The 22,609-nt window shown below is 62.7% G+C and carries 19 protein-coding genes and 1 pseudogene; 9 read left to right on the top strand and 11 right to left on the bottom strand.

The features are described 5' to 3' along the window. Nucleotides 1–44: 44 nt before the first annotated feature. From VA602_RS15445 to VA602_RS15455, 3 genes are read right to left on the bottom strand one after another with little or no spacing between them, the layout of a single operon-like run. Entirely contained in the window at nucleotides 45–740 is a 696-nt protein-coding gene (locus tag VA602_RS15445) for an ABC transporter permease (RefSeq protein ID WP_063541434.1), read from the bottom strand. Between the two features lie 57 nt (nucleotides 741–797). Then, entirely contained in the window at nucleotides 798–1,550 is a 753-nt protein-coding gene (locus VA602_RS15450; RefSeq protein ID WP_054895292.1) for an ABC transporter substrate-binding protein, read from the bottom strand. A gap of 12 nt (nucleotides 1,551–1,562) precedes the next feature. Further along, nucleotides 1,563–2,336 carry an ABC transporter ATP-binding protein gene (locus VA602_RS15455; RefSeq protein WP_065863893.1) on the bottom strand — a complete coding sequence of 258 codons (774 nt, stop codon included), beginning with the start codon at nucleotides 2,334–2,336 and terminating at the stop codon, nucleotides 1,563–1,565. A gap of 644 nt (nucleotides 2,337–2,980) precedes the next feature. On the opposite strand from VA602_RS15455, the gene gabP reads away from it, so the two are divergent. Continuing rightward, on the top strand, nucleotides 2,981–4,369 hold the full coding sequence (gene gabP / locus VA602_RS15460; RefSeq protein ID WP_054895290.1) for a GABA permease: 1,389 nt from the start codon (nucleotides 2,981–2,983) through the stop codon (nucleotides 4,367–4,369). Between the two features lie 77 nt (nucleotides 4,370–4,446). On the opposite strand, the gene trmL is transcribed toward gabP, so the two are convergent. Beyond that, on the bottom strand, nucleotides 4,447–4,902 hold the full coding sequence (trmL, locus tag VA602_RS15465) for a tRNA (uridine(34)/cytosine(34)/5-carboxymethylaminomethyluridine(34)-2'-O)-methyltransferase TrmL (RefSeq protein WP_063541430.1): 456 nt from the start codon (nucleotides 4,900–4,902) through the stop codon (nucleotides 4,447–4,449). On the opposite strand from trmL, the gene VA602_RS15470 reads away from it, so the two are divergent. Further along, nucleotides 4,901–5,338 (top strand): hypothetical protein, encoded by a 438-nt coding sequence (locus VA602_RS15470; protein ID WP_323453652.1) that lies wholly within the window; start codon nucleotides 4,901–4,903, stop codon nucleotides 5,336–5,338. The two genes, trmL and VA602_RS15470, sit on opposite strands and share 2 nt — an antisense overlap. Before the next feature lie 452 nt (nucleotides 5,339–5,790). Here the strand turns inward: VA602_RS15470 and ntrC are convergent, their stop codons facing one another. From ntrC to glnA, 4 genes are all read right to left on the bottom strand, one after another. Further along, nucleotides 5,791–7,227, bottom strand: a complete 1,437-nt coding sequence (gene ntrC, locus VA602_RS15475; RefSeq protein ID WP_323453653.1) for a nitrogen regulation protein NR(I) — start codon at nucleotides 7,225–7,227, stop codon at nucleotides 5,791–5,793. After that, nucleotides 7,224–8,309, bottom strand: coding sequence for a nitrogen regulation protein NR(II) (gene glnL / locus VA602_RS15480; RefSeq protein WP_063541424.1), 1,086 nt, complete (start codon nucleotides 8,307–8,309; stop codon nucleotides 7,224–7,226). The genes ntrC and glnL overlap by 4 nt, the downstream gene beginning before the upstream one ends. Nucleotides 8,310–8,572: 263 nt before the next feature. Then, the gene (locus VA602_RS15485) at nucleotides 8,573–9,115 is read right to left on the bottom strand and encodes a chorismate mutase (RefSeq protein WP_323453654.1); all 543 of its coding nucleotides are present in this window, start codon (nucleotides 9,113–9,115) and stop codon (nucleotides 8,573–8,575) included. A gap of 149 nt (nucleotides 9,116–9,264) precedes the next feature. Beyond that, nucleotides 9,265–10,671, bottom strand: coding sequence for a glutamate--ammonia ligase (gene glnA, locus VA602_RS15490; protein WP_063541420.1), 1,407 nt, complete (start codon nucleotides 10,669–10,671; stop codon nucleotides 9,265–9,267). Between the two features lie 492 nt (nucleotides 10,672–11,163). On the opposite strand from glnA, the gene thiI reads away from it, so the two are divergent. After that, a complete protein-coding gene (thiI, locus tag VA602_RS15495; protein WP_063541418.1) occupies nucleotides 11,164–12,618 on the top strand; it encodes a tRNA uracil 4-sulfurtransferase ThiI in 1,455 nt (484 codons plus the stop codon). 127 nt (nucleotides 12,619–12,745) lie between these two features. Further along, on the top strand, nucleotides 12,746–14,566 hold the full coding sequence (gene typA / locus VA602_RS15500; protein ID WP_054895282.1) for a translational GTPase TypA: 1,821 nt from the start codon (nucleotides 12,746–12,748) through the stop codon (nucleotides 14,564–14,566). A 134-nt stretch (nucleotides 14,567–14,700) separates the two neighbouring features. Here typA and VA602_RS15505 read toward each other — a convergent pair whose 3' ends face one another. After that, nucleotides 14,701–15,105, bottom strand: a complete 405-nt coding sequence (locus tag VA602_RS15505) for a YkgJ family cysteine cluster protein (protein ID WP_054895281.1) — start codon at nucleotides 15,103–15,105, stop codon at nucleotides 14,701–14,703. A 186-nt stretch (nucleotides 15,106–15,291) separates the two neighbouring features. Between VA602_RS15505 and VA602_RS15510 the strand changes: the two genes are divergently transcribed. The 3 genes from VA602_RS15510 (at nucleotide 15,292) to VA602_RS15520 (ending at nucleotide 19,582) form a co-directional block, all read left to right on the top strand. Next, on the top strand, nucleotides 15,292–17,742 hold the full coding sequence (locus VA602_RS15510) for a glycogen/starch/alpha-glucan phosphorylase (protein ID WP_323453655.1): 2,451 nt from the start codon (nucleotides 15,292–15,294) through the stop codon (nucleotides 17,740–17,742). A gap of 229 nt (nucleotides 17,743–17,971) precedes the next feature. Next, entirely contained in the window at nucleotides 17,972–18,982 is a 1,011-nt protein-coding gene (locus VA602_RS15515; protein WP_054895279.1) for a class 1 fructose-bisphosphatase, read from the top strand. Between the two features lie 3 nt (nucleotides 18,983–18,985). After that, entirely contained in the window at nucleotides 18,986–19,582 is a 597-nt protein-coding gene (locus VA602_RS15520; RefSeq protein ID WP_054895278.1) for a DUF924 family protein, read from the top strand. Between the two features lie 51 nt (nucleotides 19,583–19,633). Here the strand turns inward: VA602_RS15520 and VA602_RS26820 are convergent, their stop codons facing one another. Together VA602_RS26820 and VA602_RS26825 are read right to left on the bottom strand one after the other, a co-directional pair. Next, on the bottom strand, nucleotides 19,634–20,464 hold the full coding sequence (locus VA602_RS26820; protein ID WP_370671086.1) for a methyl-accepting chemotaxis protein: 831 nt from the start codon (nucleotides 20,462–20,464) through the stop codon (nucleotides 19,634–19,636). 24 nt (nucleotides 20,465–20,488) lie between these two features. Further along, nucleotides 20,489–21,724 (bottom strand): annotated as a pseudogene (locus VA602_RS26825) (HAMP domain-containing protein); the annotation flags it as partial. Between the two features lie 21 nt (nucleotides 21,725–21,745). On the opposite strand from VA602_RS26825, the gene bamE reads away from it, so the two are divergent. Both bamE and VA602_RS15535 read left to right on the top strand, forming a co-directional pair. Then, on the top strand, nucleotides 21,746–22,000 hold the full coding sequence (gene bamE, locus VA602_RS15530) for an outer membrane protein assembly factor BamE domain-containing protein (protein ID WP_054895277.1): 255 nt from the start codon (nucleotides 21,746–21,748) through the stop codon (nucleotides 21,998–22,000). Then, the gene (locus tag VA602_RS15535; protein ID WP_065863888.1) at nucleotides 21,997–22,569 is read left to right on the top strand and encodes a lipocalin family protein; all 573 of its coding nucleotides are present in this window, start codon (nucleotides 21,997–21,999) and stop codon (nucleotides 22,567–22,569) included. The genes bamE and VA602_RS15535 overlap by 4 nt, the downstream gene beginning before the upstream one ends. Nucleotides 22,570–22,609 lie beyond the last annotated feature (40 nt).

The following is a 22,609-nucleotide window of genomic DNA, read 5'->3' on the forward strand; positions in this document are numbered from 1 at the left end:
GCCCTGGGCCAGGCGTGGCAGCCACTTGATGATGACTTCCCAGTTCATTGCGCGGCCCTCATGAAGCCGCGAGCGGCGCGTTTTTCAAGGAAGTGCATGCCGGTCATGGCGACGATGGTCAGGCACAGGTAGATGCACGCGGCGACGGCATAGAAGGTGAAGGGCTCCTTGGTCACGGTCACGCCGATCTGCGCGTGGCGCATGATTTCTTCGAGGCCGATCACCGACACCAGCGCAGTGTCCTTCATCAGGATCATGAACAGGTTGCCCAGGCCCGGCAGGGCCACGCGCCACATCTGCGGCAGGATGATCCGCGAGAGGATGCGCCCCTTCGACAGCCCCAGTGCCAGGCCCGCTTCACGGTGGCCCTTGGGGATCGCCAGGATCGCGCCGCGGAACACTTCCGTGGCGTAGGCACCGAAGCACAGGCCCAGGGCGATCACCCCCGCGGCGAAGGCGCTGAGCTCGAGGCCCGGCATGTTCAGGGCATCGCCGAGGCTGCTCATCAGCCCGACGGTGCCGAAATAGATCAGCAGGACCCACAACAGTTCGGGCACGCCGCGAACCAGGGTCGAGTAAGTGCCGCCAAGCCATTGCAGAGGCTTGATCGGCGAGGTCTTGGCCAGTGCGCCGAGCAGTCCAAGGACCAGCCCCAGCAGCAAGGCACAGAGCGCCAGTTTTACGGTCATCAGGGTGCCAGCCAACATGGCCGGACCGAATCCGTGCAGGTCGATATTCATGGGCAGGGTGCGTTCAAGGGACCGGCACCGCGCAGCGGCGGTGCCAGTCGGGGCGTATCAGTAGATGCTGAACGGGAAGTACTTGTCGTTGATCTTCTTGTACGTGCCGTCGGCGATGATTTCCTTCAGAGCAGCGTTCAGCTTCTCACGCAGCGGGTCGCCTTTACGCACGGCGATACCGATCTTGTCGCTCTCTTCCACCGGGTCGCCCTTGAACTCGTAGTTCTGGCCGTCCTTGCTCTTGAGCCACTCGTACTGCACGTACTTGTCGGCCAGGATGCCGTCGATGCGGCCGGCGATCAGGTCCAGGTAGGCGTTTTCCTGGGTGTCGTAGAGCTTCACGTCGACATCGCTGCCGTAGTGGTCTTCCAGCCAGGTGCCGGCCAGGGTGGCGCGCTGGGTGCCGATGGTCTTGCCCTTGAGCGAAGCCTTGTCGGTCTTGAAGTCAGCGTTCTTCGGCGCGATGAACTGCAGCTTGTTGGAGTAGTAGGGGTCGGTGAAGTCCACGGCCTGCTTGCGCTCGTCGGTGATCGACAGCGACGACACCAGGAAGTCGAACTTCTTGGCGTTCAGGGCGGGGATGATGCCGTCCCAGTCGGAGGTCACGACCGAGCACTCGACTTTCATCTTGGCGCACAGGGCGTCGCCGATGTCTTTGTCGAAGCCGACCACGTTACCGCTGGCATCCTTGTTGTTGAACGGCGGGTAGGCCGCCTCGATACCCATGCGCAGTTTTTCCGCGGCCAGGGCGTTGGCCGACATCACCAGCGTGGCGGCAGCGGCCAGGAGGAATTTCTTGTAGGTCTGCATGTGTTGCTCCGTTTAGCGGTGGCTGGACATGAATTGCTTGCAACGCGCCGAGGTCGGGTTTTCGAAGACCTGTTGCGGCGATCCTTGCTCTTCCACGAGGCCCTGGTGCAGGAAGACCACTTCACTGGACACCTGGCGGGCAAAGTTCATCTCGTGCGTTACCAGCAGCATGGTACGGCCTTCGTCGGCCAGTGCGCGGATAACGTTAAGCACTTCCTGGACCATTTCCGGATCGAGCGCCGAAGTCGGCTCGTCGAACAGGATGACCTTGGGCTTCATGGCCAGGGTGCGGGCGATGGCGGCGCGCTGCTGCTGGCCACCGGAAAGCTGGGCGGGATAGCTGTGACGCTTGTCGTAGATGCCGACCTTGTTGAGCAGCGCCTCGGCTGCTTCGATGGCCTCGGCCTTGCTCTGGCCGAGCACGCGGCGTGGCGCCTCGATGATGTTGTCGAGGATCGACATGTGCGGCCACAGGTTGAAATTCTGGAAGACGAAGCCGATTTCGCTGCGCAGACGGTTGATCTGGCGGTTGTCGGCGGCGATCAGGTCGCCGGTCTTGGTGGCCTTGAGCTTGAGCGCTTCGCCGGCGACGAGGATTTCACCCTGGTGCGGGTTCTCGAGCAGGTTGATGCAGCGCAGCAGGGTGGACTTGCCGGAACCGGACGAACCGAGGATCGAGATCACGTCACCGTCGCGCGCGGTCAGCGAAATGCCCTTGAGAATTTCCTGATCGCCGTAGCGTTTGTGCAGATTGCGGATTTCCAGCGCGGGCGTGGCCTGGGCCATGTGCGGTCCTCATGTGTTCGGGTGCGTTCCCAGCTGTTGGCGGCCTTCCTGGCGAGCGCAACGCTAGCATAGCGGCGTAATGGCGGCCAACCGGGTCGCAGCGGGCTCGGGTCGTTGGCGGGACAGTTTGTCGCATCGCTGCAGTGCAACGTCGCGCGGATGTCCGCAATGCGTTGCGCTTGGCACCGGAGCCTTGATGAAAAAAGGCGCGATGGTGCCAGTTTTGGGCGGGGGAGGGAAGGAGTTTCGGTTTTGTACGGTGGCGCGCCCCCCGCCCAAACCGTAGGAGCGGGCTTGCCCGCAAAGGCCACACCACCGACTCAAGGTTGCACGCCAAGGTTGCACCTTTTATGCCTCTGATCGGTGCAAAGGTGTTACCAAGGACTACCTTTGGTGCATTTGTAAGTGGGTATTTCAGTAATGCACACTTGGCCCGCAGGCCTGGATGGGCATTCGGTCAAACCCTGGCCAAATGCCCGCAAGGCCCCGCCATTCGGGACTGAGACATTATTCAGACGAATGATTTTCCGCGCTGGCGCACTTATTGCCAGCTGGAAAGCGCCGATTGCCAAGGCGTCTAAATCAACCCCTGGCGCGCTTCGTTATCAGCAATCGGGTGGTCCACTCCTTACAAAGGTAGTTTTATGAGCGGTAAGCACAATTCCAATGACCTCGCTCAGGGGCTCAAACAACGGCATGTCACCATGCTCTCCATTGCTGGCGTCATCGGCGCCGGTCTGTTCGTCGGCTCCGGCCACGCCATCGCCGCAGCCGGCCCGGCGGTCCTGCTCGCCTATGCCGCTGCCGGTACCCTCGTGGTGCTGGTGATGCGCATGCTCGGCGAAATGGCCGTCGCCTCGCCCGACACCGGTTCGTTCTCGACCTACGCCGACCGCGCCATCGGGCGCTGGGCCGGCTTCACCATCGGCTGGCTGTACTGGTGGTTCTGGGTGCTGGTGATCCCACTTGAGGCCAACGCCGCTGCAGCGATCCTGCATGCCTGGTTCCCGGCGGTCGACCTGTGGGCGTTCTCGCTGGTCATCACCCTGGCGCTGACCATCACCAACCTGTTCAGCGTGAAGAACTACGGCGAGTTCGAGTTCTGGTTCGCCCTGCTCAAGGTGCTGGCGATCATCGCCTTCATCGTCGTCGGCTGCGCGGCCATGTTCGGCATGGTGCCGGGCAGCCAGGTCAGCGGTGTCAGCCACCTGTTCGACACCCAGGGCTTCATGCCCAATGGCCTGGGGGCAGTGCTGGCAGCCATGCTGACCACCATGTTCTCGTTCATGGGCACTGAAATCGTCACCATCGCGGCCGCCGAGTCGAAGGATCCGGGCAAGCAGATCAGCCGTGCGACCAACTCGGTGATCTGGCGCATCTGCCTGTTCTACCTGGTGTCGATCTTCCTGGTCGTGGCCATGGTGCCGTGGAACGATCCGACCCTTGCGGAAAAAGGCTCCTACCAGACCGTCCTGAGCCTGATCGGCGTGCCCAATGCCAAGCTGATCGTCGACATCGTCGTGCTGATCGCCGTGACCAGCTGCCTGAACTCGGCGCTGTACACCTCTTCGCGCATGCTGTTCTCCCTGAGCAAGCGTGGCGACGCACCCGCCGTGGCCCAGCGCACCACCAAGGCGGGCACCCCGCACTGGGCGGTCATGCTGTCGACCGCTGCGGCCTTCCTCTGCGTGTTCGCCAACTTCGTCGCCCCGGCCCAGGTGTTCGAGTTCCTGCTGGCCAGCTCCGGCGCCATTGCGCTGCTGGTGTACCTGGTGATCGCCGTTTCCCAGCTGCGCATGCGTGCCCAGCGTGAAGCGCGCGGCGAGAAGATCTCGTTCAAGATGTGGCTGTTCCCGGGGCTCACCTGGGCGACCATCGCCTTCATCGTCGCTGTGCTGGTGGTGATGGCGCTGCGTGAAGATCACCGGATCGAGATCATCGCGACGGCCTTGCTGAGCATCGCCGTGGTGGCGGCGGGCCTCCTGCTGCACCGCAAGCGCGGTGCTGCCGGGCAGGTGGCGCTGGATAACTGATCCGCACCGCGTAAATGAAAAGGCCGCGTCCTGTGAGGGACGCGGCCTTTTTCATGGGCGGCGAATCGCGATCCTGCTCAGGCGAAGCCTTGCTGGCGCCAGGCCTCGTATACCGTGACGGCCACGGTATTGGACAGGTTCAGGCTGCGGCACCCGGGGCGCATCGGCAGGCGCAGGCGTTGCTCGGCGGGCAGGCTGTCCAGCACTTCGGCGGGCAGGCCACGGCTTTCAGGGCCGAAAAGGAAGGCATCGCCTGGCTGGTAGGCCACTTCATGGAAGGGGTGCGAGGCCTTGGTGGTGAAGGCGAACAGGCGCGGTTGCCCCAGGCTCACCAGGCATGCTTCGAGGCTCTCGTGGCGCTTGAGCGTGGCATACTCGTGATAATCCAGCCCCGCACGACGCAGGCGCTTGTCGTCCAGCTCGAAGCCGATCGGCTCGATCAAGTGCAGGTCGCAGCCGCTGTTGGCGCAGAGGCGGATGATATTGCCGGTGTTCGGCGGAATTTCTGGTTGAAAGAGGATGACGTGAAACATGCACGGCTCCAGGCACGAAGATGACGAGCATTCTACCCTCGAACCGGACCCGCGTTCGAAGGCTTGGCCACGGGTGTTGCTGTCGATGGCGATCGTCGGCGTGATGGTAGGGCTGATGATCGGTCGCCTGACTGCGCCCGAAGAACGTGTGCTCGAGCGCGTTGAGGCGGTTCAGGACGGCCTTGACCTGTGGTTCAACGCAGAGCCCAGGCTGCATGGCGAGAACGTCGAAGGTACGGTGGCCGTGGTGTTCCAGGCCGAGGGCAAGGCCCAGCGTGGGCAGTTGAGCCTGCAGGGCAAGCCGGTGGGCTGGCGCTTGCAGCAGAGCGAGGAAGGGCTGGTGCTGACGGTGGTGGCCGCGCGCCCCCTGAGCGGTACGTGGGCCGCTGCAGAGGACGCTGGGCACTGGCGGGTGCAGGTGAGGCTGCACGAATAAAAGAGGGGATGTCTCGGCCTGCCTGTACCAAGGTCCCCAAAACGGGCGATGTTGCGAATAAAAGAGGGAGTCCCGGCCTGCCTGTACCGAGGTCCCCGAAACGGGCGATGTTGCGAATAAAAGAGGGGATATCCCGGCCTGCCTGTACCGAGGCCCCCGAAACTGGAGATACAGTACCTATTGCAGGGGGCGTGCCAGTTTTGAAAGCCCCGGAAATACTGGGCTTTCAGGGCGGTTTTGCGGGGATTGGAGGGAATTTGTGCCTTGCCGAGGTGCAAGTGGCACAGGATCGGTGCAGGGGAGGGCTGGAGGGGTAATGTGGGAGCGGGCTTGCCCGCGAAAAAGACACCGCGGTGCATGGCACGGGCTACGCCCGTGTTCGCGGGCAAGCCCGCTCCTACAGGAGCGGGGCTTGCTTTTGATCGGTTGAGCGCAGCGCGACGCGTCAGACCTCAGTGATCCTCACCCTCATCGTCATCCCCGCCATCGACCTTCATCCCCAGCTCCTTGATCTTGCGGGTCAGGGTGTTGCGCCCCCACCCCAGCAGCACTGCTGCATCGCGTCGGCGTCCGGCGGTGTGCTTGAGCGCGGTCTCGATCATGATCCGTTCGAAGCTCGGCACGGCGCTGTCGAGCAGGTTCGACTGCCCGCGCGCCAGGGCCTGGTCGGCCCACTGGCGCAGTGCCTGCTCCCAGTTGGTGACCGGTGCGGCATCGTGCGGCAGGTTGAGCAGCTCTGGCGGCAGGTCGCCGATCAGCACTTCGCGGCTCGAGGCCATCACCGTGATCCAGCGGCAGGTGTTCTCCAGCTGACGCACGTTGCCAGGCCATGGCAGGTTGCGCATGAACTCCTCGGTTTCCGGCTTCAGCAACTTGGGCTCGACGGCCAGTTCCCGCGCAGCACGGCCCAGGAAGTGGCGGGCGAGGGCCGGGATGTCCTCGCGCCGGTCAGCCAGGCGCGGGATGTGGATGCGGATCACGTTGAGGCGGTGGAACAGGTCTTCACGGAACTTGCCGGCCTGTACCAGCGATTCCAGGTTCTGGTGCGTCGCGGCGATGATGCGCACGTCCACCTTCACCGGTACATGGCCACCGACCCGATAGAACTCGCCATCGGCCAGCACGCGCAGCAGGCGGGTCTGGGTGTCGGCAGGCATGTCGCCGATCTCGTCGAGGAACAAGGTACCGCCGTCAGCCTGCTCGAAGCGTCCGCGCCGCTGGTTGGCCGCACCGGTGAAGGCGCCTTTCTCGTGGCCGAACAGCTCGGACTCCATCAGGTCCTTGGGAATCGCCGCCATGTTCAACGCGATGAACGGCGAAGCCGCACGCGGGCTATGGCGGTGCAGAGCGTGGGCGACCAGTTCCTTGCCGGTGCCGGACTCGCCGTTGATCAGCACGGTGATGTTGGAATGGCTCAGCCGGCCGATGGCGCGAAACACCTCCTGCATCGCCGGTGCCTCACCGATGATCTCGGGCGTGCGGGCGAGTGCGGGCGGCGCTTCGAGCGCCTGCTGTTCCTGGGCGTGCTGGTTGGCGCGCTTGACCAGCGACACCGCCTCATCGACGTCGAACGGCTTGGGCAGGTACTCGAAGGCGCCCCCTTGGTAGGACGCCACCGCACTGTCCAGGTCGGAGTGGGCGGTCATGATGATCACCGGCAGGCGCGGGTGCTGTTCGCGAATCTGCGCGAGCAGGTCCAGGCCGCTGGCGCCAGGCATGCGGATGTCGGAGATGATCACGTCCGGCTGCTGCCGGGCCAGGCGACCCATGACCCCGTCGGCACTGTCGAAGCTCTGGGTGGTCATGCCCTCTTGTTGCAGGGCTTTTTCCAGGACCCAGCGGATGGAGCGATCATCGTCGACGATCCACACGGTTTCACTACGGCTCATGGGGCTGTGGCTCCTTGTTCCAGGGGCAGGAAGATCGAGAAGGTGGTATGGCCGGCGTGGCTTTCACACTCGATCAGGCCCTGATGCTGGCTGATGATGTTCTGGGTAATGGCCAGCCCGAGCCCGGTACCGTCCGGGCGCCCGCTGACCATGGGATAGAAGAGGGTGTCCTGCAGTTCCGCGGGAATACCGGGGCCGTTGTCGATGATTTCGACCCGTGCCACCAGCCTGTGGCGCACATGGCCGATGGTGAACTGGCGCACCGCGCGGGTGCGCAGGGTGATGCGGCCCAGGCGCAGTTCGTTCTGCCCGCTGATTGCCTGCATGGCGTTGCGCACGATATTGAGTACGGCCTGGATCATCTGCTCGCGGTCGATCAGCACGTCCGGCAGGCTCGGGTCGTAATCGCGCACCAGGGTGATGCCGCCCTGGCTTTCGGCCTCCACCAGGCTACAGACACGTTCGAGCACTTCGTGCACGTTGGTCATCGACAGCGACGGCAGCTTGTTCGAACCGAGCATACGGTCGACCAGGTTACGCAGGCGGTCGGCTTCTTCGATGATGACGTTGGTGTAGTCGCGCAGGCCGTCTTCGGGCAACTCGCGGGCCAGCAACTGCGCTGCGCCACGGATGCCGCCGAGCGGGTTCTTGATCTCGTGGGCGAGGCCGCGCACCAGCATCTTGGTGGTTTCCTGCTTGCTCAGTTGCGCCTCTTCCTTGGTGATGCGCAGCAGGCGGTCGCGCGGGTGGACTTCGAGCAGCAGCAGGGTGTTGCCCTGGTGCAGGATCGGCGTCACGGCGTAGTCGACGGTGATGCTCTGGCCGGTCAACGAGGTCAGTTGGGCTTCGCGCTTGGTGAACGGGTGCGCCTGTTCCACGGCCTGGCGCAGGGAATTGAGCGCCTCGGTCGATTCGGTGAACAGCTCACTGATGAACTGGCCATGGCTGCGCTGGCCGCTGACGGCCAGGAGCATTTCCGCTGCCGGGTTCATGTACTCAAGGCGCAGGTCGCTGTTGAGCAGCAAGGTGGCAGTGGTCAGGTTGTCCAGGAGCAGACGGTGCTGTGCATCGCTGATGGTCATGGTGCGTGGTTGACCTCTTTTGGCGCTGTTCTGGCACATGGCGCCCCTGGCTCGACCAGGGGCGGGCACGCTGGTAATCCGCTGATAGCCTGAAAATGCAAGAAACAAACCAAGGCTCCGAAAAGAAGCGGAATTGCCCGATAAAGCGCTGGATATGCGCAAAATCGGCTCAGAAAAGCCTGGTTTACCGATTCTCCTGACCTAATTTGGGGTGCATTGCGGGGCGTTCAGCGGTTTTGTGCACCAATATAGAGCATAGAGCGTCAGGGGCGTTGGCACAGGTTGGCGGTTGCCCTGATCAGGAACAGGCGACGTGGGGCATCGGTGGAGCGCAGGGCGATGGCTTCAGCCAGTGCGTGGCTGCATTGCTCGGGTGGCGCCTGGTCAAAGCGGGCGAGGGCGTCCAGCAGTTGGCCTTGCAGCAGGTCCAGCCGTGGACGGATCTCGCTGGCGAGATCCTGGCGTGGGGTATCGGGAGCCTTTTGCAGCAGGTGCCATTGAGTGAGCAGGTGGTACTGCCTGAGCTTGTTGGCTTCTATCTGGTCGCTGAAGAACTGGGCGGCGCGTGCCGGGGTCAGCCCGTACTCGGGGGCGAGTTGCCTGACGTTCGACAGCACCTGCTGCTCGCGAGGGCTGTCCTGCACCGGCTGCTGCCGATCCCACTTGTGCAGGGCGACCGCTTGGGCAACGTCCAGGCGTTGTTCGATGTTGTCGAGCAGCGGGTCCAAGGTGGTGTCGGGCGGGGTGGTGTTCGCGCAGCCGGACAAGGCGATGGCGCAGAGGAGGGCAAGTGGCAGTGGATGCATGGGAATCTCCTGGCAGGTGGAGATGCGAGTGTGGCCAATGCTGCTCGGTGCACCAGTAGGATGCGTCCGAATGGCTTGAGTGTAAAAACAGAAACGGCCTCCCGAAGGAGGCCGTTCTCTAGACGGTCACGGCGCAGGCGCCGCGCGCATCAAACGCTGTAGTACAGGTCGTATTCCAGCGGGTGAACGAAGGTACGGACCTTGATCTCTTCTTCGGACTTCAGCTCGATGTAGGCATCGATGAAGTCGTCGGAGAACACGCCGCCCTTGGTCAGGAACGCACGGCCCTTGTCCAGCTCTTCCAGGGCTTCTTTCAGGCTACCGCAAACCTGTGGGATCTCTTTGGCCTCTTCAGGCGGCAGGTCGTACAGGTTCTTGTCGGCGGCATCGCCTGGGTGGATCTTGTTCTGGATACCGTCCAGGCCGGCCATCAGCAGTGCAGCGAAGCACAGGTACGGGTTGGCAGCCGGGTCCGGGAAGCGCGCTTCGATGCGGCGGGCTTTCGGGCTGGAAACGTAAGGGATACGGATCGAGGCCGAGCGGTTACGAGCCGAGTAGGCCAGCATGACCGGAGCTTCGAAGCCTGGTACCAGACGCTTGTAGGAGTTGGTAGCCGGGTTGGTGAAGCCGTTCAGGGCCTTACCGTGCTTGATGATACCGCCGATGAAGTACAGGGCGGTGTCGGACAGGCCGGCATAGCCTTCGCCGGAGAAGGTGTTCTTGCCGTCCTTGGAGATCGACATGTGAACGTGCATGCCCGAGCCGTTGTCGCCGTACAGTGGCTTCGGCATGAAGGTTGCGGTCTTGCCATAGGCGTCGGCAACGTTGTGCACGCAGTACTTCAGGGTCTGGACTTCGTCAGCCTTGGTGACCAGGGTGTTGAACTTCACACCGATCTCGTTCTGGCCGGCAGTCGCCACTTCGTGGTGGTGAACTTCGATGACCAGGCCCATTTCTTCCATGGCGTTGCACATGGCAGTACGGATTTCGTGGTCGTGGTCGCACGGCGGAACCGGGAAGTAGCCGCCTTTGACGGCAGGGCGGTGGCCCTTGTTGCCGCCTTCGACGTCCTGGTCGGTCATCCAGGAGCCTTGCTCGGAGTAGATCTTGAACATCGAGCCGGAGATGTCCGACTTGAACTTCACCTGGTCGAAGATGAAGAACTCAGGCTCTGGGCCGACGAATACGGTGTCGCCGATGCCGGTGCTCTTCAGGAACTCTTCGGCACGCTTGGCGATGGCGCGTGGGTCGCGGTCGTAGCCTTGCATGGTGGACGGCTCGATCACGTCGCAGACCAGGATCAGGGTCGGCTCTTCGGTGAACGGGTCGAGCACGGCGGACGAGTCGTCCGGCAGCAGGATCATGTCGGAAGCTTCGATGCCTTTCCAGCCCTCGATGGAGGAGCCGTCGAACATCTTGCCAGCTTCGAAGAAGTCTTCATCCAGCGCATCGCGAGCCGGCATGGTGACGTGGTGCTGTTTGCCTTTGGTGTCCGTGAAACGCAGATCAATCCACTTGACGTCATGATCTTTGATGAGTTGAACCGACTTCGACATGTTGTCCTCCGGATGGTCTAGGGTGCGCTTGGCCGCTGCCCTGGAAAAAGGGTGTCGCCGGGCGCGGATAGTCGGCCAAGCTTACCTGCATCACAAGGGAGCAAATTGCATGCCAGTGCCCGAAAATGGCGAGGGTGCCGTGAAAGTGGGCGTTTGCGGGTGTTTGGCGGGTGGCGGGCGCGGGTTGTCGCACTGTTTAAAGGCATTTTTCCTCCTTGATGAACTATTTTGGTGCAATTTCTCGAGAGTGATGCGTTGTTTGAGGGCCCTATCGCGGGACAAGCCCGCTCCCACATGATTTAAAAATCTTAAGACCAGTCCAATCCCTGTGGGAGCGGGCTTGTCCCGCGATAGGGCCGCAACAGCCACTACAAACCCGGCCTCTTGCATTTATCTGCATGCCTCTGATCAAAAGTTGCTCAAACCTCGAGCCATTTCCGCTATAATTCGCGCCCCTCATTTTCGGCAGGCCCCGGGCGCGCTGTTAACCCAATGAAACTTATCGTCAAAGTCTTCCCAGAGATCACCATCAAGAGCCGGCCGGTGCGCAAGCGCTTCATCCGCCAGCTCGGCAAGAACATCCGCAACGTGCTCAAGGATCTGGATCCGGAGCTCGTGGTCGATGGTGTCTGGGATAATCTCGAGGTGGTCACCCGCATCGAAGACGAGAAAGTCCAGCGCGAGATGATCGAACGCCTGACCTGCACCCCAGGGATCACCCACTTCCTGCAGGTGCAGGAGTATCCGCTGGGCGACTTCGACGACATCGTCGACAAATGCAGGCAGCACTTCGGCCACCTCCTGGCCGGCAAGCGCTTCGCCGTACGCTGCAAGCGCGGTGGCCACCACGACTTCACCTCGATGGACGTCGACCGCTACGTCGGCAGCCAGCTGCGCCAGCAGTGCGGCGCCGCCGGCATCGACCTGAAGACCCCCGAAGTGATGGTGCGCATCGAAATCCGCGACCAGCGCCTGTACGTCATCCACAACCAGCACAACGGCATCGGCGGCTACCCGCTGGGTGCGCTGGAGCAGACGCTGGTGCTGATGTCCGGTGGCTTCGACTCCACCGTGGCGGCCTACCAGATGATGCGCCGCGGCCTGATGACCCACTTCTGCTTCTTCAACCTCGGTGGCCGTGCCCACGAGCTGGGCGTGATGGAAGTCGCGCACTACCTGTGGAAGAAATACGGCAGCAGCCAGCGCGTGCTGTTCATCAGCGTGCCGTTCGAGGAAGTGGTCGGCGAGATTCTCGGCAAGGTCGACAACAGCTATATGGGCGTGACGCTCAAGCGCATGATGCTGCGTGCCGCGGCGCGCATGGCCGATCGCCTGGAAATCGACGCCCTGGTCACCGGCGAGGCGATCTCGCAGGTTTCCAGCCAGACCCTGCCCAACCTTGCGATCATCGACTCGGCCACCGACAAGCTGGTGTTGCGTCCGCTGCTGGCCAGCCACAAGCAGGACATCATCGATACCGCCTACCAGATCGGCACCGCCGATTTCGCCAAGCACATGCCCGAGTACTGCGGCGTGATCTCGGTGAACCCGACCACCCATGCCAAGCGCCACCGCATGGAGCATGAAGAGAAGCAGTTCGACATGGCGGTGCTCGAGCGCGCCCTGGAACGCGCCAAGCTGATCTCCATCGACCACGTGATCGACGAGCTGGGCAAGGATATCGATATCGAGGAAGTGGCCGAGGCGCTGCCAGGTCAGATCGTCATCGACATCCGTCACCCTGACGCCCAGGAAGACGCGCCGCTGCAGATCGACGGCGTCGAGGTCCAGGCACTGCCGTTCTACGCGATCAACAGCAAGTTCAAGCAGCTCGATGCCAACCGGCAGTACCTGCTTTATTGCGACAAGGGTGTGATGAGCCGTCTGCACGCACACCACCTGCTCAGTGAGGGACATGCCAATGTGCGTGTTTATCGTCCGGCATAAGACGCCAGGGCTGTATGGCGGCAGCATCCGCCATCGCCCTCCCGACCTGCGGGCCCGCTGAGCCTTTTACCTTCATATTGCCCGCCTAGACTGGCGGCAAACCGAATCCTCTGCACGAGATACAGTTGTGATCGAAAATCTGCGTAACATCGCCATCATCGCCCACGTTGACCATGGTAAAACCACCCTGGTCGACAAACTCCTGCGCCAGTCCGGCACCCTGGAGCGTAACGAGCTCAACGACGAGCGCGTCATGGACTCCAACGACCAGGAAAAAGAGCGCGGCATTACCATTCTGGCGAAGAACACCGCCATCAACTGGAACGGCTACCACATCAACATCGTCGACACCCCCGGCCACGCCGACTTCGGTGGCGAGGTTGAGCGCGTAATGTCGATGGTCGACTCGGTGCTGCTGCTGGTCGACGCCCAGGACGGCCCGATGCCGCAAACCCGCTTCGTAACCAAGAAAGCCTTCGAAGCCGGCCTCAAGCCAATCGTCGTGATCAACAAGGTCGACCGTCCGGGCGCGCGTCCTGACTGGGTTCTGGACCAGATCTTCGACCTGTTCGACAACCTCGGTGCCACCGACGAACAGCTGGACTTCAAAGTCGTCTACGCTTCGGCCCTGAACGGCATCGCCGGTCTGGACCACACCGAAATGGGTGAGGACATGACCGCGCTGTACCAGTCGATCGTCGACAACGTACCTGCGCCGAACGTTGACCGTGAAGGTCCGTTCCAGATGCAGATCTCCGCTCTGGACTACAACAGCTTCCTCGGTGTTATTGGCGTTGGCCGTATCGCCCGTGGTCGCGTCAAGCCGAACACTCCGGTTGTCGCCATCGACACCGACGGCAAGAAGCGCAACGGTCGTATCCTCAAGCTGATGGGCCACCACGGCCTGCACCGCGTCGACGTCGAAGAAGCCCAGGCTGGCGACATCGTCTGCATCAGCGGTTTCGACGAGCTGTTCATCTCCGACACCCTGTGCGCCCCGGACGCGGTAGAGGCGATGAAGCCGCTGACCGTCGACGAGCCAACCGTTTCGATGACCTTCCAGGTCAACGACTCGCCGTTCTGCGGTAAAGAAGGCAAGTTCGTCACCAGCCGCAACATCAAGGATCGTCTGGACAAGGAGCTGCTGTACAACGTAGCCCTGCGCGTTCAGGAAACCGACTCCCCTGACAAATTCAAGGTATCGGGCCGTGGTGAGCTGCACCTGTCGGTTCTGATCGAAACCATGCGCCGCGAAGGCTTCGAGATGGCTGTAGGCCGTCCTGAAGTGATCATCCGTGAAGTGGATGGCGTGAAGCAGGAACCGTTCGAGAACGTCACCATCGACATCCCTGAGGAATCCCAGGGCAAGGTCATGGAAGAGATGGGCCTGCGTAAGGGCGACCTGACCAACATGGTCCCGGATGGCAAGGGCCGTGTGCGCCTGGAATACAACATCCCGGCTCGTGGTCTGATCGGTTTCCGTAACCAGTTCCTGACCCTGACCAACGGTGCAGGCATCCTGACCTCGATCTTCGATCGCTACGACACCATGAAGTCGGGCCAGATGTCCGGCCGTCTGAACGGTGTTCTGGTTTCGGTCGAGACCGGCAAGGCCCTGACCTACTCGCTGGAAACCCTGCAGGCGCGCGGCAAGCTGTTCGTCGAGCACGGCCAGGAGATCTACAACGGTCAGATCATCGGTCTGAACAGCCGCGACAACGACCTGGGCGTGAACCCGACCAAAGGCAAGAAGCTCGACAACATGCGTGCTTCGGGCAAAGACGAAGTCATCGCCCTGGTTCCGCCGGTTCGCCACACCCTCGAGCAGGCCCTGGAATTCATCCAGGACGACGAGCTGTGCGAAGTGACGCCGAAGTCGATCCGTCTGCGCAAGAAGATCCTGGACGAAGGCGAGCGTACCCGCGCTGCCAAGAAAGCCAAGAACTGAGTTAGCTCAGGCTGAATGAAAACGCCCCCGGTCGAAAGGCCGGGGGCGTTTTTGTTTGTCTGCAGACTGCGTTGTATTCGTGCCGGCCTCTTCGCCGGCAAGCCCGCGAAGAGGCCCGTACCGGCGCTACAGGCCTATCGCCCAACCACCTTGGGCTTGTACGCGCAATACCCCGGTCGCGGTCCGACCTTGGGGTGGTTGCGACAGGTGTCCGGGCGCTTGTCATAAATGGTGCACAGCCGGCTCTTGCGGTCCAGATACATGCAATCGTCGTTGCTCATCCGGGTCAGGGTGAAGATGCCCGACTTCTGGTTGAAGCGTTCGATGATGCCTTCTTTCTGCAGGCGCTTGGCAACGTTCTTCGGCGGCTCGTCCTTCTCGAACTCGTCCACCACGCCGATGCGGATCAGATCCTTGATCTTCACCTCCACGGGCAGGGTACAGCAGGTCGAATGGCAGCCATGGCACATGCTGCTGGTGTAGCGCTGCCAGGTTTCCAGGCGGTCGACTTCGGCGGCGGCGATCAGGGTCGGTTTCATTTTAATAGTGGGCGGATCACGGTCTTGGGGCGCGCGATCATACCGGAGTTGTTCAATTTGTGAACAACCTTTTGCCGGAATCGCCAAGCCGGCATGAAAACTGCGAACCGAGCCTGTCACTCCCTGTCGAAGGGTCTAGTCTCTTCAATCTCCCTCCGTATTCGTCAACTTGCCCGAGGATGCCGCATGTCCCAGGAACCCAAAGCTCGTGACGCCGAGGTGGCCGCGTTTCGCGCCGCTGTACTGGACAAACTGACCTACGCGGTCGGCAAGGACCCGGAACATGCCTTCGACCATGACTGGTTCGAAGCCATCGCCCTGGCCGCCCGCGATCACATGGTCGACCACTGGATGGACCACACCCGCCAGGCCTACCGGCGCAGCCAGAAGCGGGTCTACTACCTCTCCCTGGAGTTCCTCATCGGCCGGCTGCTGTACGACAGCCTGAGCAACCTGGGCTATCTGGAAATCGCCCGTGAAGCGCTCGAGGGGCTGGACGTGGACCTTGAGCGCATCCGCCTGCTCGAGCCCGATGCAGCGCTGGGTAATGGTGGCCTGGGACGGCTGGCGGCGTGCTTCATGGAAAGCATGTCGACCCTCGGCATCGCCGCCCATGGCTACGGTATCCGCTACGAGCACGGGCTGTTCCGCCAGGCCATCGTCGATGGCTGGCAGCAGGAGCAGACCGAGAACTGGCTGGACTTCGGCAACCCTTGGGAATTCGAGCGCGCCGAGGTGATCTACCCGATCAGTTTTGGCGGCAGTGTCGAAACGCTGCACGATGCCCATGGTGCTGCGCGGCAGGTCTGGACGCCGGGCGAAACCGTTCGTGCAGTGGCCTACGATACGCCGGTGGTCGGCTGGCGCGGCTCCAGCGTCAATACCTTGCGCCTGTGGCGTGCCCGGGCGCTCGAAGAGTTGCACCTGGAGCGCTTCAATGCCGGCGATCACCTCGGGGCGGTGGCCGAAGTGGCGCGGGCCGAAAGCATCTCGCGGGTGCTTTACCCGGCGGACAGCACCGAAGCGGGGCAGGAATTGCGCCTGCGCCAGGAGTACTTCTTCGTCTCCGCGTCGCTGCAGGATCTGCTGCGACGTCACCTGAACATGCACGATGACCTCCTCAACCTGCCGGACTCGGCGGCGATCCAGCTCAACGACACCCATCCTTCGATCGCCGTCGCCGAGTTGATGCGCCTGCTGGTCGACCAGCACGGGATTCCCTGGGAAAAGGCCTGGGAGCTGACGGTCGGCACCCTGGCCTACACCAACCACACCCTGCTGCCCGAGGCCCTGGAAACCTGGCCTGTGGCGTTGATGGAACGCATGCTGCCGCGGCACATGCAGATCATCTACCTGATCAACGCGTACCACATCGACGCGCTGCGGGCCAAAGGCTTGCATGATTTCGACGTGCTGCGCGCGGTGTCGCTGATCGAGGAGGACAACGGCCGCCGTGTGCGCATGGGCAACCTGGCGTTTCTCGGTTCGCACAGCGTCAACGGCGTGTCGGCGCTGCATAGCAAGTTGATGAAGAGCACGGTGTTCGCCGAGTTGCACAAGCTGTATCCGCAACGGATCAACAACAAGACCAACGGCATCACATTCCGCCGCTGGTTGTACCAGGCCAATCCGCAGTTGACCGGCATGCTGGTCGACGCCCTGGGCGCCGAGGTGCTGGACGATCCGGAGGGCAAGCTCAAGGCGCTGGCGCCTCATGCCGATAAAGCCACCTTCCGCAAGCAGTTCGCAGCCCAGCGCCTGCACAGCAAGCGCGCACTGGCGAGCATCATCCAGGACCGCATCGGCGTGACGGTCAATCCCGAAGCGTTGTTCGACGTGCAGGTCAAGCGTATCCACGAGTACAAGCGTCAGTTGCTCAACCTGTTGCATACCGTCGCGCTGTACCAGGCCATGCGCAATGACCCCGGCACCGCGTGGGCGCCGCGGGTGAAGATCTTCGCCGGCAAGGCGGCAGCCAGCTATCACCAGGCCAAGCTGATCATCAAGCTGACCAACGACATCGCCCGGGTGGTCAACAACGACCCCACCGTGCGCGGGCTGCTCAAGGTGGTGTTCCTGCCCAACTACAACGTCAGCCTGGCCGAGAGCATCATCCCGGCGGCCGACCTTTCCGAGCAGATTTCCACTGCCGGGTACGAAGCGTCCGGTACCAGCAACATGAAGTTCGCCCTCAACGGCGCGCTGACCATCGGCACCCTCGACGGCGCCAACGTCGAGATGTGCGAGCAGGTCGGCGCGGAAAACATGTTCATCTTTGGCCTGACCGCCCAGCAGGTCGAGGCCCGCAAGCGCGCGGGCGATTTCGGTGCGGCGGCTGCCGTGGCCGCTTCGGGGCGCCTTGGCGATGTCCTGCAGGCGATCCGCAGCGGGGTGTTCTCGCCAGATGATCCAGGGCGCTATGCCGGGCTGATCGACGGCCTGGTGGCCTACGATCGCTTCCTGCTGTGTGCCGATTTCGATGCGTACTGGGATGCCCAGATGCGGGTCGAGGAACTGTGGCATACGCCGCAGGAGTGGTGGCGCATGGCGGTGCTCAATACCGCACGGATGGGCTGGTTCTCGTCGGACCGGACCATTCGCGAATATGCCACTGAGATCTGGAAGGCATTGGATTAGCAGGGTGTCAGTTCCGGCCCGGTCGCAGGGCCAGCCCGCTCCTGTAAAGGACGGCGCTGGCCCTGCAGGAGCGGGCTTGCCCCGCGATGGCGTCGCCGCCGACCAACTGCCTGAACTCATCGCCTGAACCACCGTCTGATCCGCCAGGCGAGTCTCTTCGCTCGCTAGGCTGCCACTCTCCCTGTAAACTGCGGGGGTTTTTCTACCCCTTTCCACTTCGGAGCCATACATGTCCCGCGTTACCCTGAGTCGCTATCTGATTGAGCAGACCCGCAGCAACAACACTCCTGCCGATCTGCGCTTCCTGATCGAAGTGGTGGCGCGCGCATGCAAGGAAATCAGCCACCACGTGTCCAAGGGCGCCCTGGGCGGCGTGCTGGGCAGCATGGGCACCGAAAACGTGCAAGGCGAAGTGCAGAAGAAGCTCGACGTCATCTCCAACGACATCCTGCTCGAGGCCAACGAGTGGGGCGGCCACCTGGCCGGCATGGCGTCCGAAGAAATGGACAACGCCTACCAGATCCCGGGCAAATATCCCAAAGGCGCCTACCTGCTGGTCTTCGACCCGCTGGACGGCTCGTCGAACATCGACGTCAACGTCTCGGTCGGTACCATCTTCTCCGTACTGCGTTGCCCGAACGAGTACCTGAGCCAGAACGAAACCCTCAACGAAAACGCCTTCCTGCAACCAGGCACCCAGCAGGTCGCCGCCGGTTATGCGATCTACGGCCCGCAGACCATGCTGATCCTCACCCTGGGCAATGGCGTCAAGGGCTTCACCCTGGACCGCGAACTGGGCAGCTTCGTCCTGACCCACGAGAACATCCGCGTTCCGGAAACCACCGCCGAGTTCGCCATCAACATGTCCAACCAGCGCCACTGGGAAGCCCCAGTGCAGCGTTACGTGGGCGAGCTGCTGGCCGGTGAGACCGGGCCGCTGAAAAAGAACTACAACATGCGCTGGATCGCCTCGATGGTGGCCGACGTGCACCGCATCCTGACCCGTGGCGGCCTGTTCATGTACCCGCGCGACGCTCGAGAACCGAGCAAGCCGGGCAAGCTGCGCCTGATGTACGAAGCCAACCCGATGTCGTTCATCATCGAGCAGGCCGGCGGCGCATCGACCAACGGTTACGAGCGCATCCTCGACATCAAGCCTGAGAGCCTGCACCAGCGCGTGTCGGTGATCCTGGGCTCGAAGGAAGAGGTCGAGCGCGTCACCGCCTATCACAAGGAGTAAGTCATGCTCGCACCTTGGCAGCCGTTGCTGGAATGGTGGTTCGGTTGGGGCACCAATGCCCAGGCCGTGGCTGACGAGAAAAACACCCGCTGGTTCGGCAAGCATGACGATGCCGAGGCCCAGGCACTGTTCGGCGATCTGGTCGAGCAGGCCCTGGCGGGTGGGCTCGATGAGTGGCAGCAGAGCCCGCAGGGCTGGTTGGGGTTGTTGATCCTGCTCGACCAGTTGCCGCGCATGATCTACCGCGACACACCGCGCGCCTTCGACGGCGACCGGCGTGCCCAGGTGGTGGCCATGCAGGGTTTGCAGAAGGGCTGGGACTATCAGTTGCTGCCGATCCAGCGCGTGTTCGTGCTGCTGGTGCTGGAGCACGCCGAGGTGCTGGATTGGCAGAACCTGTGCGTGGAGCGCTACCAGGTCTTGCTGGACGAGCAACCCGAGGCCAATCGCCGCTTGTTCGAAGGCTTCCTGGACTATGCCGAGCAGCACCAGCGGGTGATCGCGCGGTTCGGGCGTTTTCCGCATCGCAATTTGATGCTGGGGCGGCCCAGTACCAGTGAAGAGATGGACTTCCTGCTGGAGCCGGGTTCCCGGTTCTGAATCAGCGGCGCCTCTTCGCGGGTTTATCCGCGAAGAAGGCGCCGCCGAACCTTATATCCTGAAACTCCCCACCAACTGCTTCAACCGATCGACCTGATGCTCCAGGTCGTTGCAGGCACGCAAGGTGCTCTGCAGGTTCTGCACTCCTTGCTGGTTCAGCGTATTGATCTCGGTGATGTCGACATTGATCGACTCCACCACTGACGTCTGCTCTTCGGTCGCCGTGGCTACCGACTGGTTCATGCCGTCGATCTCGCCGATGCGCTGGGTCACGCTGCCCAGGCGGTCGCCTGCGCGGTTGGCGATCTCGACGCTGTGATCACTGTGCTGCTGGCTCTGGTTCATGGTGCTCACCGCCACTTGCGCGCCGGCCTGCAATTCCTCGATCAGCCCCTGTACCTGCTGCGCCGACTCCTGGGTGCGGTGCGCCAGGTTGCGCACTTCATCGGCCACCACGGCAAAACCACGCCCTGCCTCGCCGGCCCGCGCTGCTTCGATGGCGGCGTTGAGCGCCAGCAGGTTGGTCTGTTGGGAGATGCCGCTGATCACGTCGAGAATCTGGCCGATGTTCGCGGTATGGGCGTTGAGCGTCTCGATATTGCCGCACGAATCGCTGATTCGCGCCGACAGCTTGTTCATCACATCGATGGTCTGGCCAACCACCTGCTGGCCTTCCGCGGCCAGGTCGCGGGCGTCGCTGGAGTGCTGCGAGGCGAGGGCGGCGTTCTGGGCGATCTCCTGGGCTGCGGCGCCCAGCTGGTTGATCGCCGCCGCCACGCTGCTGGTGCGGCTGGACTGCTGGTCGGCGTTGTCGATGGAGGCGTTGGATGCACTCACCACCTGCTTGGCCACGGCGTTGACCTGGCCAGTGGCCGAAGCCACTTCGCGGATCGACTCGTGGATACGCTCGACGAAGCGGTTGAACGACTGCCCCAGGCTGCCGAATTCGTCCTGGCCGTGGATGGTCAGGCGCCGGGTCAGGTCGCCTTCGCCCTCGGCGATATCGCGCATGGCTCGGCCCATCACGTGCAGCGGCTCCATCAGCACACGAATCAGCAGGCCCAGCAGGGCGATGATCACCACCACGGCAATCAGCGTGGCCACCACCGCCGAGGTGCGCAGTTCGCCGAGCATGGCGAAGGCAGCATCCTGGTCCAGGACCAGTGCGACGTACCAGTCCGCCGGCACGCCATCGACGTGGGTGAAGCTGATGAACTGGCTGCGACCGTCTGCCTCGACTTCGGCCAGCCCCTTGCCGATGCGCGGGGTGTTGTTGGGGTAGACGTCTGCCAGGGTCTTGAGTGCCAGCTCGGCCTTGGGATGGATGAGGATCTTGCCTTCGCCGTTGACGATGAAGGCGTGGCCCTTGCCGCCGAAGTCCAGGGCGTTGACCAGGTTGCTGATGGTCTGCAGGTCGGTGTCGACGCCGCTGACGCCAATCAATTGGCCGGCCTGCTGCACGGGCGTGGCAAGGGTGATCACCAGCTTGCCGGCCGATGCCGAGATGTAGGGTTCGGTGATGATGGTCTGGTTGGCGGCGCTGGCGGCCTTGTACCAGCCGCGGGCGCGCGGGTCGTAGTCGGGGGCGCGATTGCCGGCCGGCACCGATTGCATACGGCCGTCCTTGCCGCCGAAGTAGGTGAGCTGGAAGTTGCTGGCGTAGACCGGCAGCGCCAGGCTGCGGTCAAGGCTGGCCTTTTCCGGGCCGTCCACGGCGACCTGCTGGCCCAGCGACTGCAGCAACTGGATGCGGCTATCGAGCCAGGTGCGGATATTACCCGCAGTGAGGTTGCCCAGTTCCTGCAGGTTGGTTTCGGTATCGCTGCGCAGCGACTGGCGCTGGCGATAGTCGTTGAACAGCACGAAGCAGGCGAAGGCGACGGCCACCACGAGTGCGGCGGCCACCAGGATCTTGTGGCTGAACTTGAGATTTTTTGTCATGTGCAAGGTCTGCGCAGGCATTTCGGGAGGAGGGTGCGGCAAAGGGCCACATCGCTGAATGCTATGTCGCCCGTGATGAATTAGCCATGAGAGATTTGTGACGGGACCCGACCAACGGCATGGTACGAAAGCAGGGGTAGCAGGGAACCGGGGAGGCATTTTCGCTTCTAAGGTCTCTGCAGGCCGTCTCGCCTGTTGCATCCATCTCCAGGAGAGCCCTTCATGTCGTTGCGTTCCCTCGCCCTGTTGTCCTTGTTGGTCGTCCTGACCGCCTGCAGCAAGATCAACCAGGAAAACTATTCCAAGCTCAAGGCCGGCATGAGCAAGGCCGAGGTCGAGCAACTGCTCGGGTCGCCGAAGGAGTGCTCGGGCGCGCTCGGCATGAGCAGCTGTACCTGGGGGGACGAGAAGAGCTTCATCAGTGTTCAGTACGCCGCTGACAAGGTGTTGATGTACTCCGGGCAGGGCCTCAAATGAGGGCCGCGCATCTGCTGCTGGCGCTGGGTCTGGCGTTGGTATTGGGCGGGTGTGCCAGCTCGTCGGTGGATTCGTTGGCGCCCAAGACGGCCGGCAACGTCGACCTCAAGCGCTACCAGGGCAAGTGGTTCGAACTGGCCCGCCTGCCGATGCGCTTCCAGGAAGGCTGCGCGCAGTCCGAAGCCCATTACAACCTCAAGCCCGATGGCAGCCTGGGTGTGCTCAATCGTTGCCGTACCGAAGGTGATGAATGGTTGCGCGCCGAAGGTCGTGCGGGCATCGAGGCGCCGGGGCACACCGACAAGTTATGGGTGGAGTTCGACAACTGGTTCACGCGCCTGGTACCGGGGCTGACCAAGGCGGACTACTGGATCCTGTACGTGGACGATCATTACCGTACTGCGATTGTCGGCAGCCCGAATCGCAAGTACCTGTGGATCCTGTCGCGAACTCCGAGCCTGCCGGCGTGGGAGCGCGAGAACCTGCTGTCGAAGGCTCGCCAGCAGGGGTATGACACCAGTCGCCTGATCTGGCGGGTGTCGGACAAGGCGATCGTTGCCCGGCATTGAGTCTGCCGGGCTCCAGGTCAGGCCTGGCGCGATCCGCAGC

Source organism: Pseudomonas machongensis, assembly GCF_034961125.1.
Classification (GTDB): domain Bacteria; phylum Pseudomonadota; class Gammaproteobacteria; order Pseudomonadales; family Pseudomonadaceae; genus Aquipseudomonas; species Aquipseudomonas machongensis.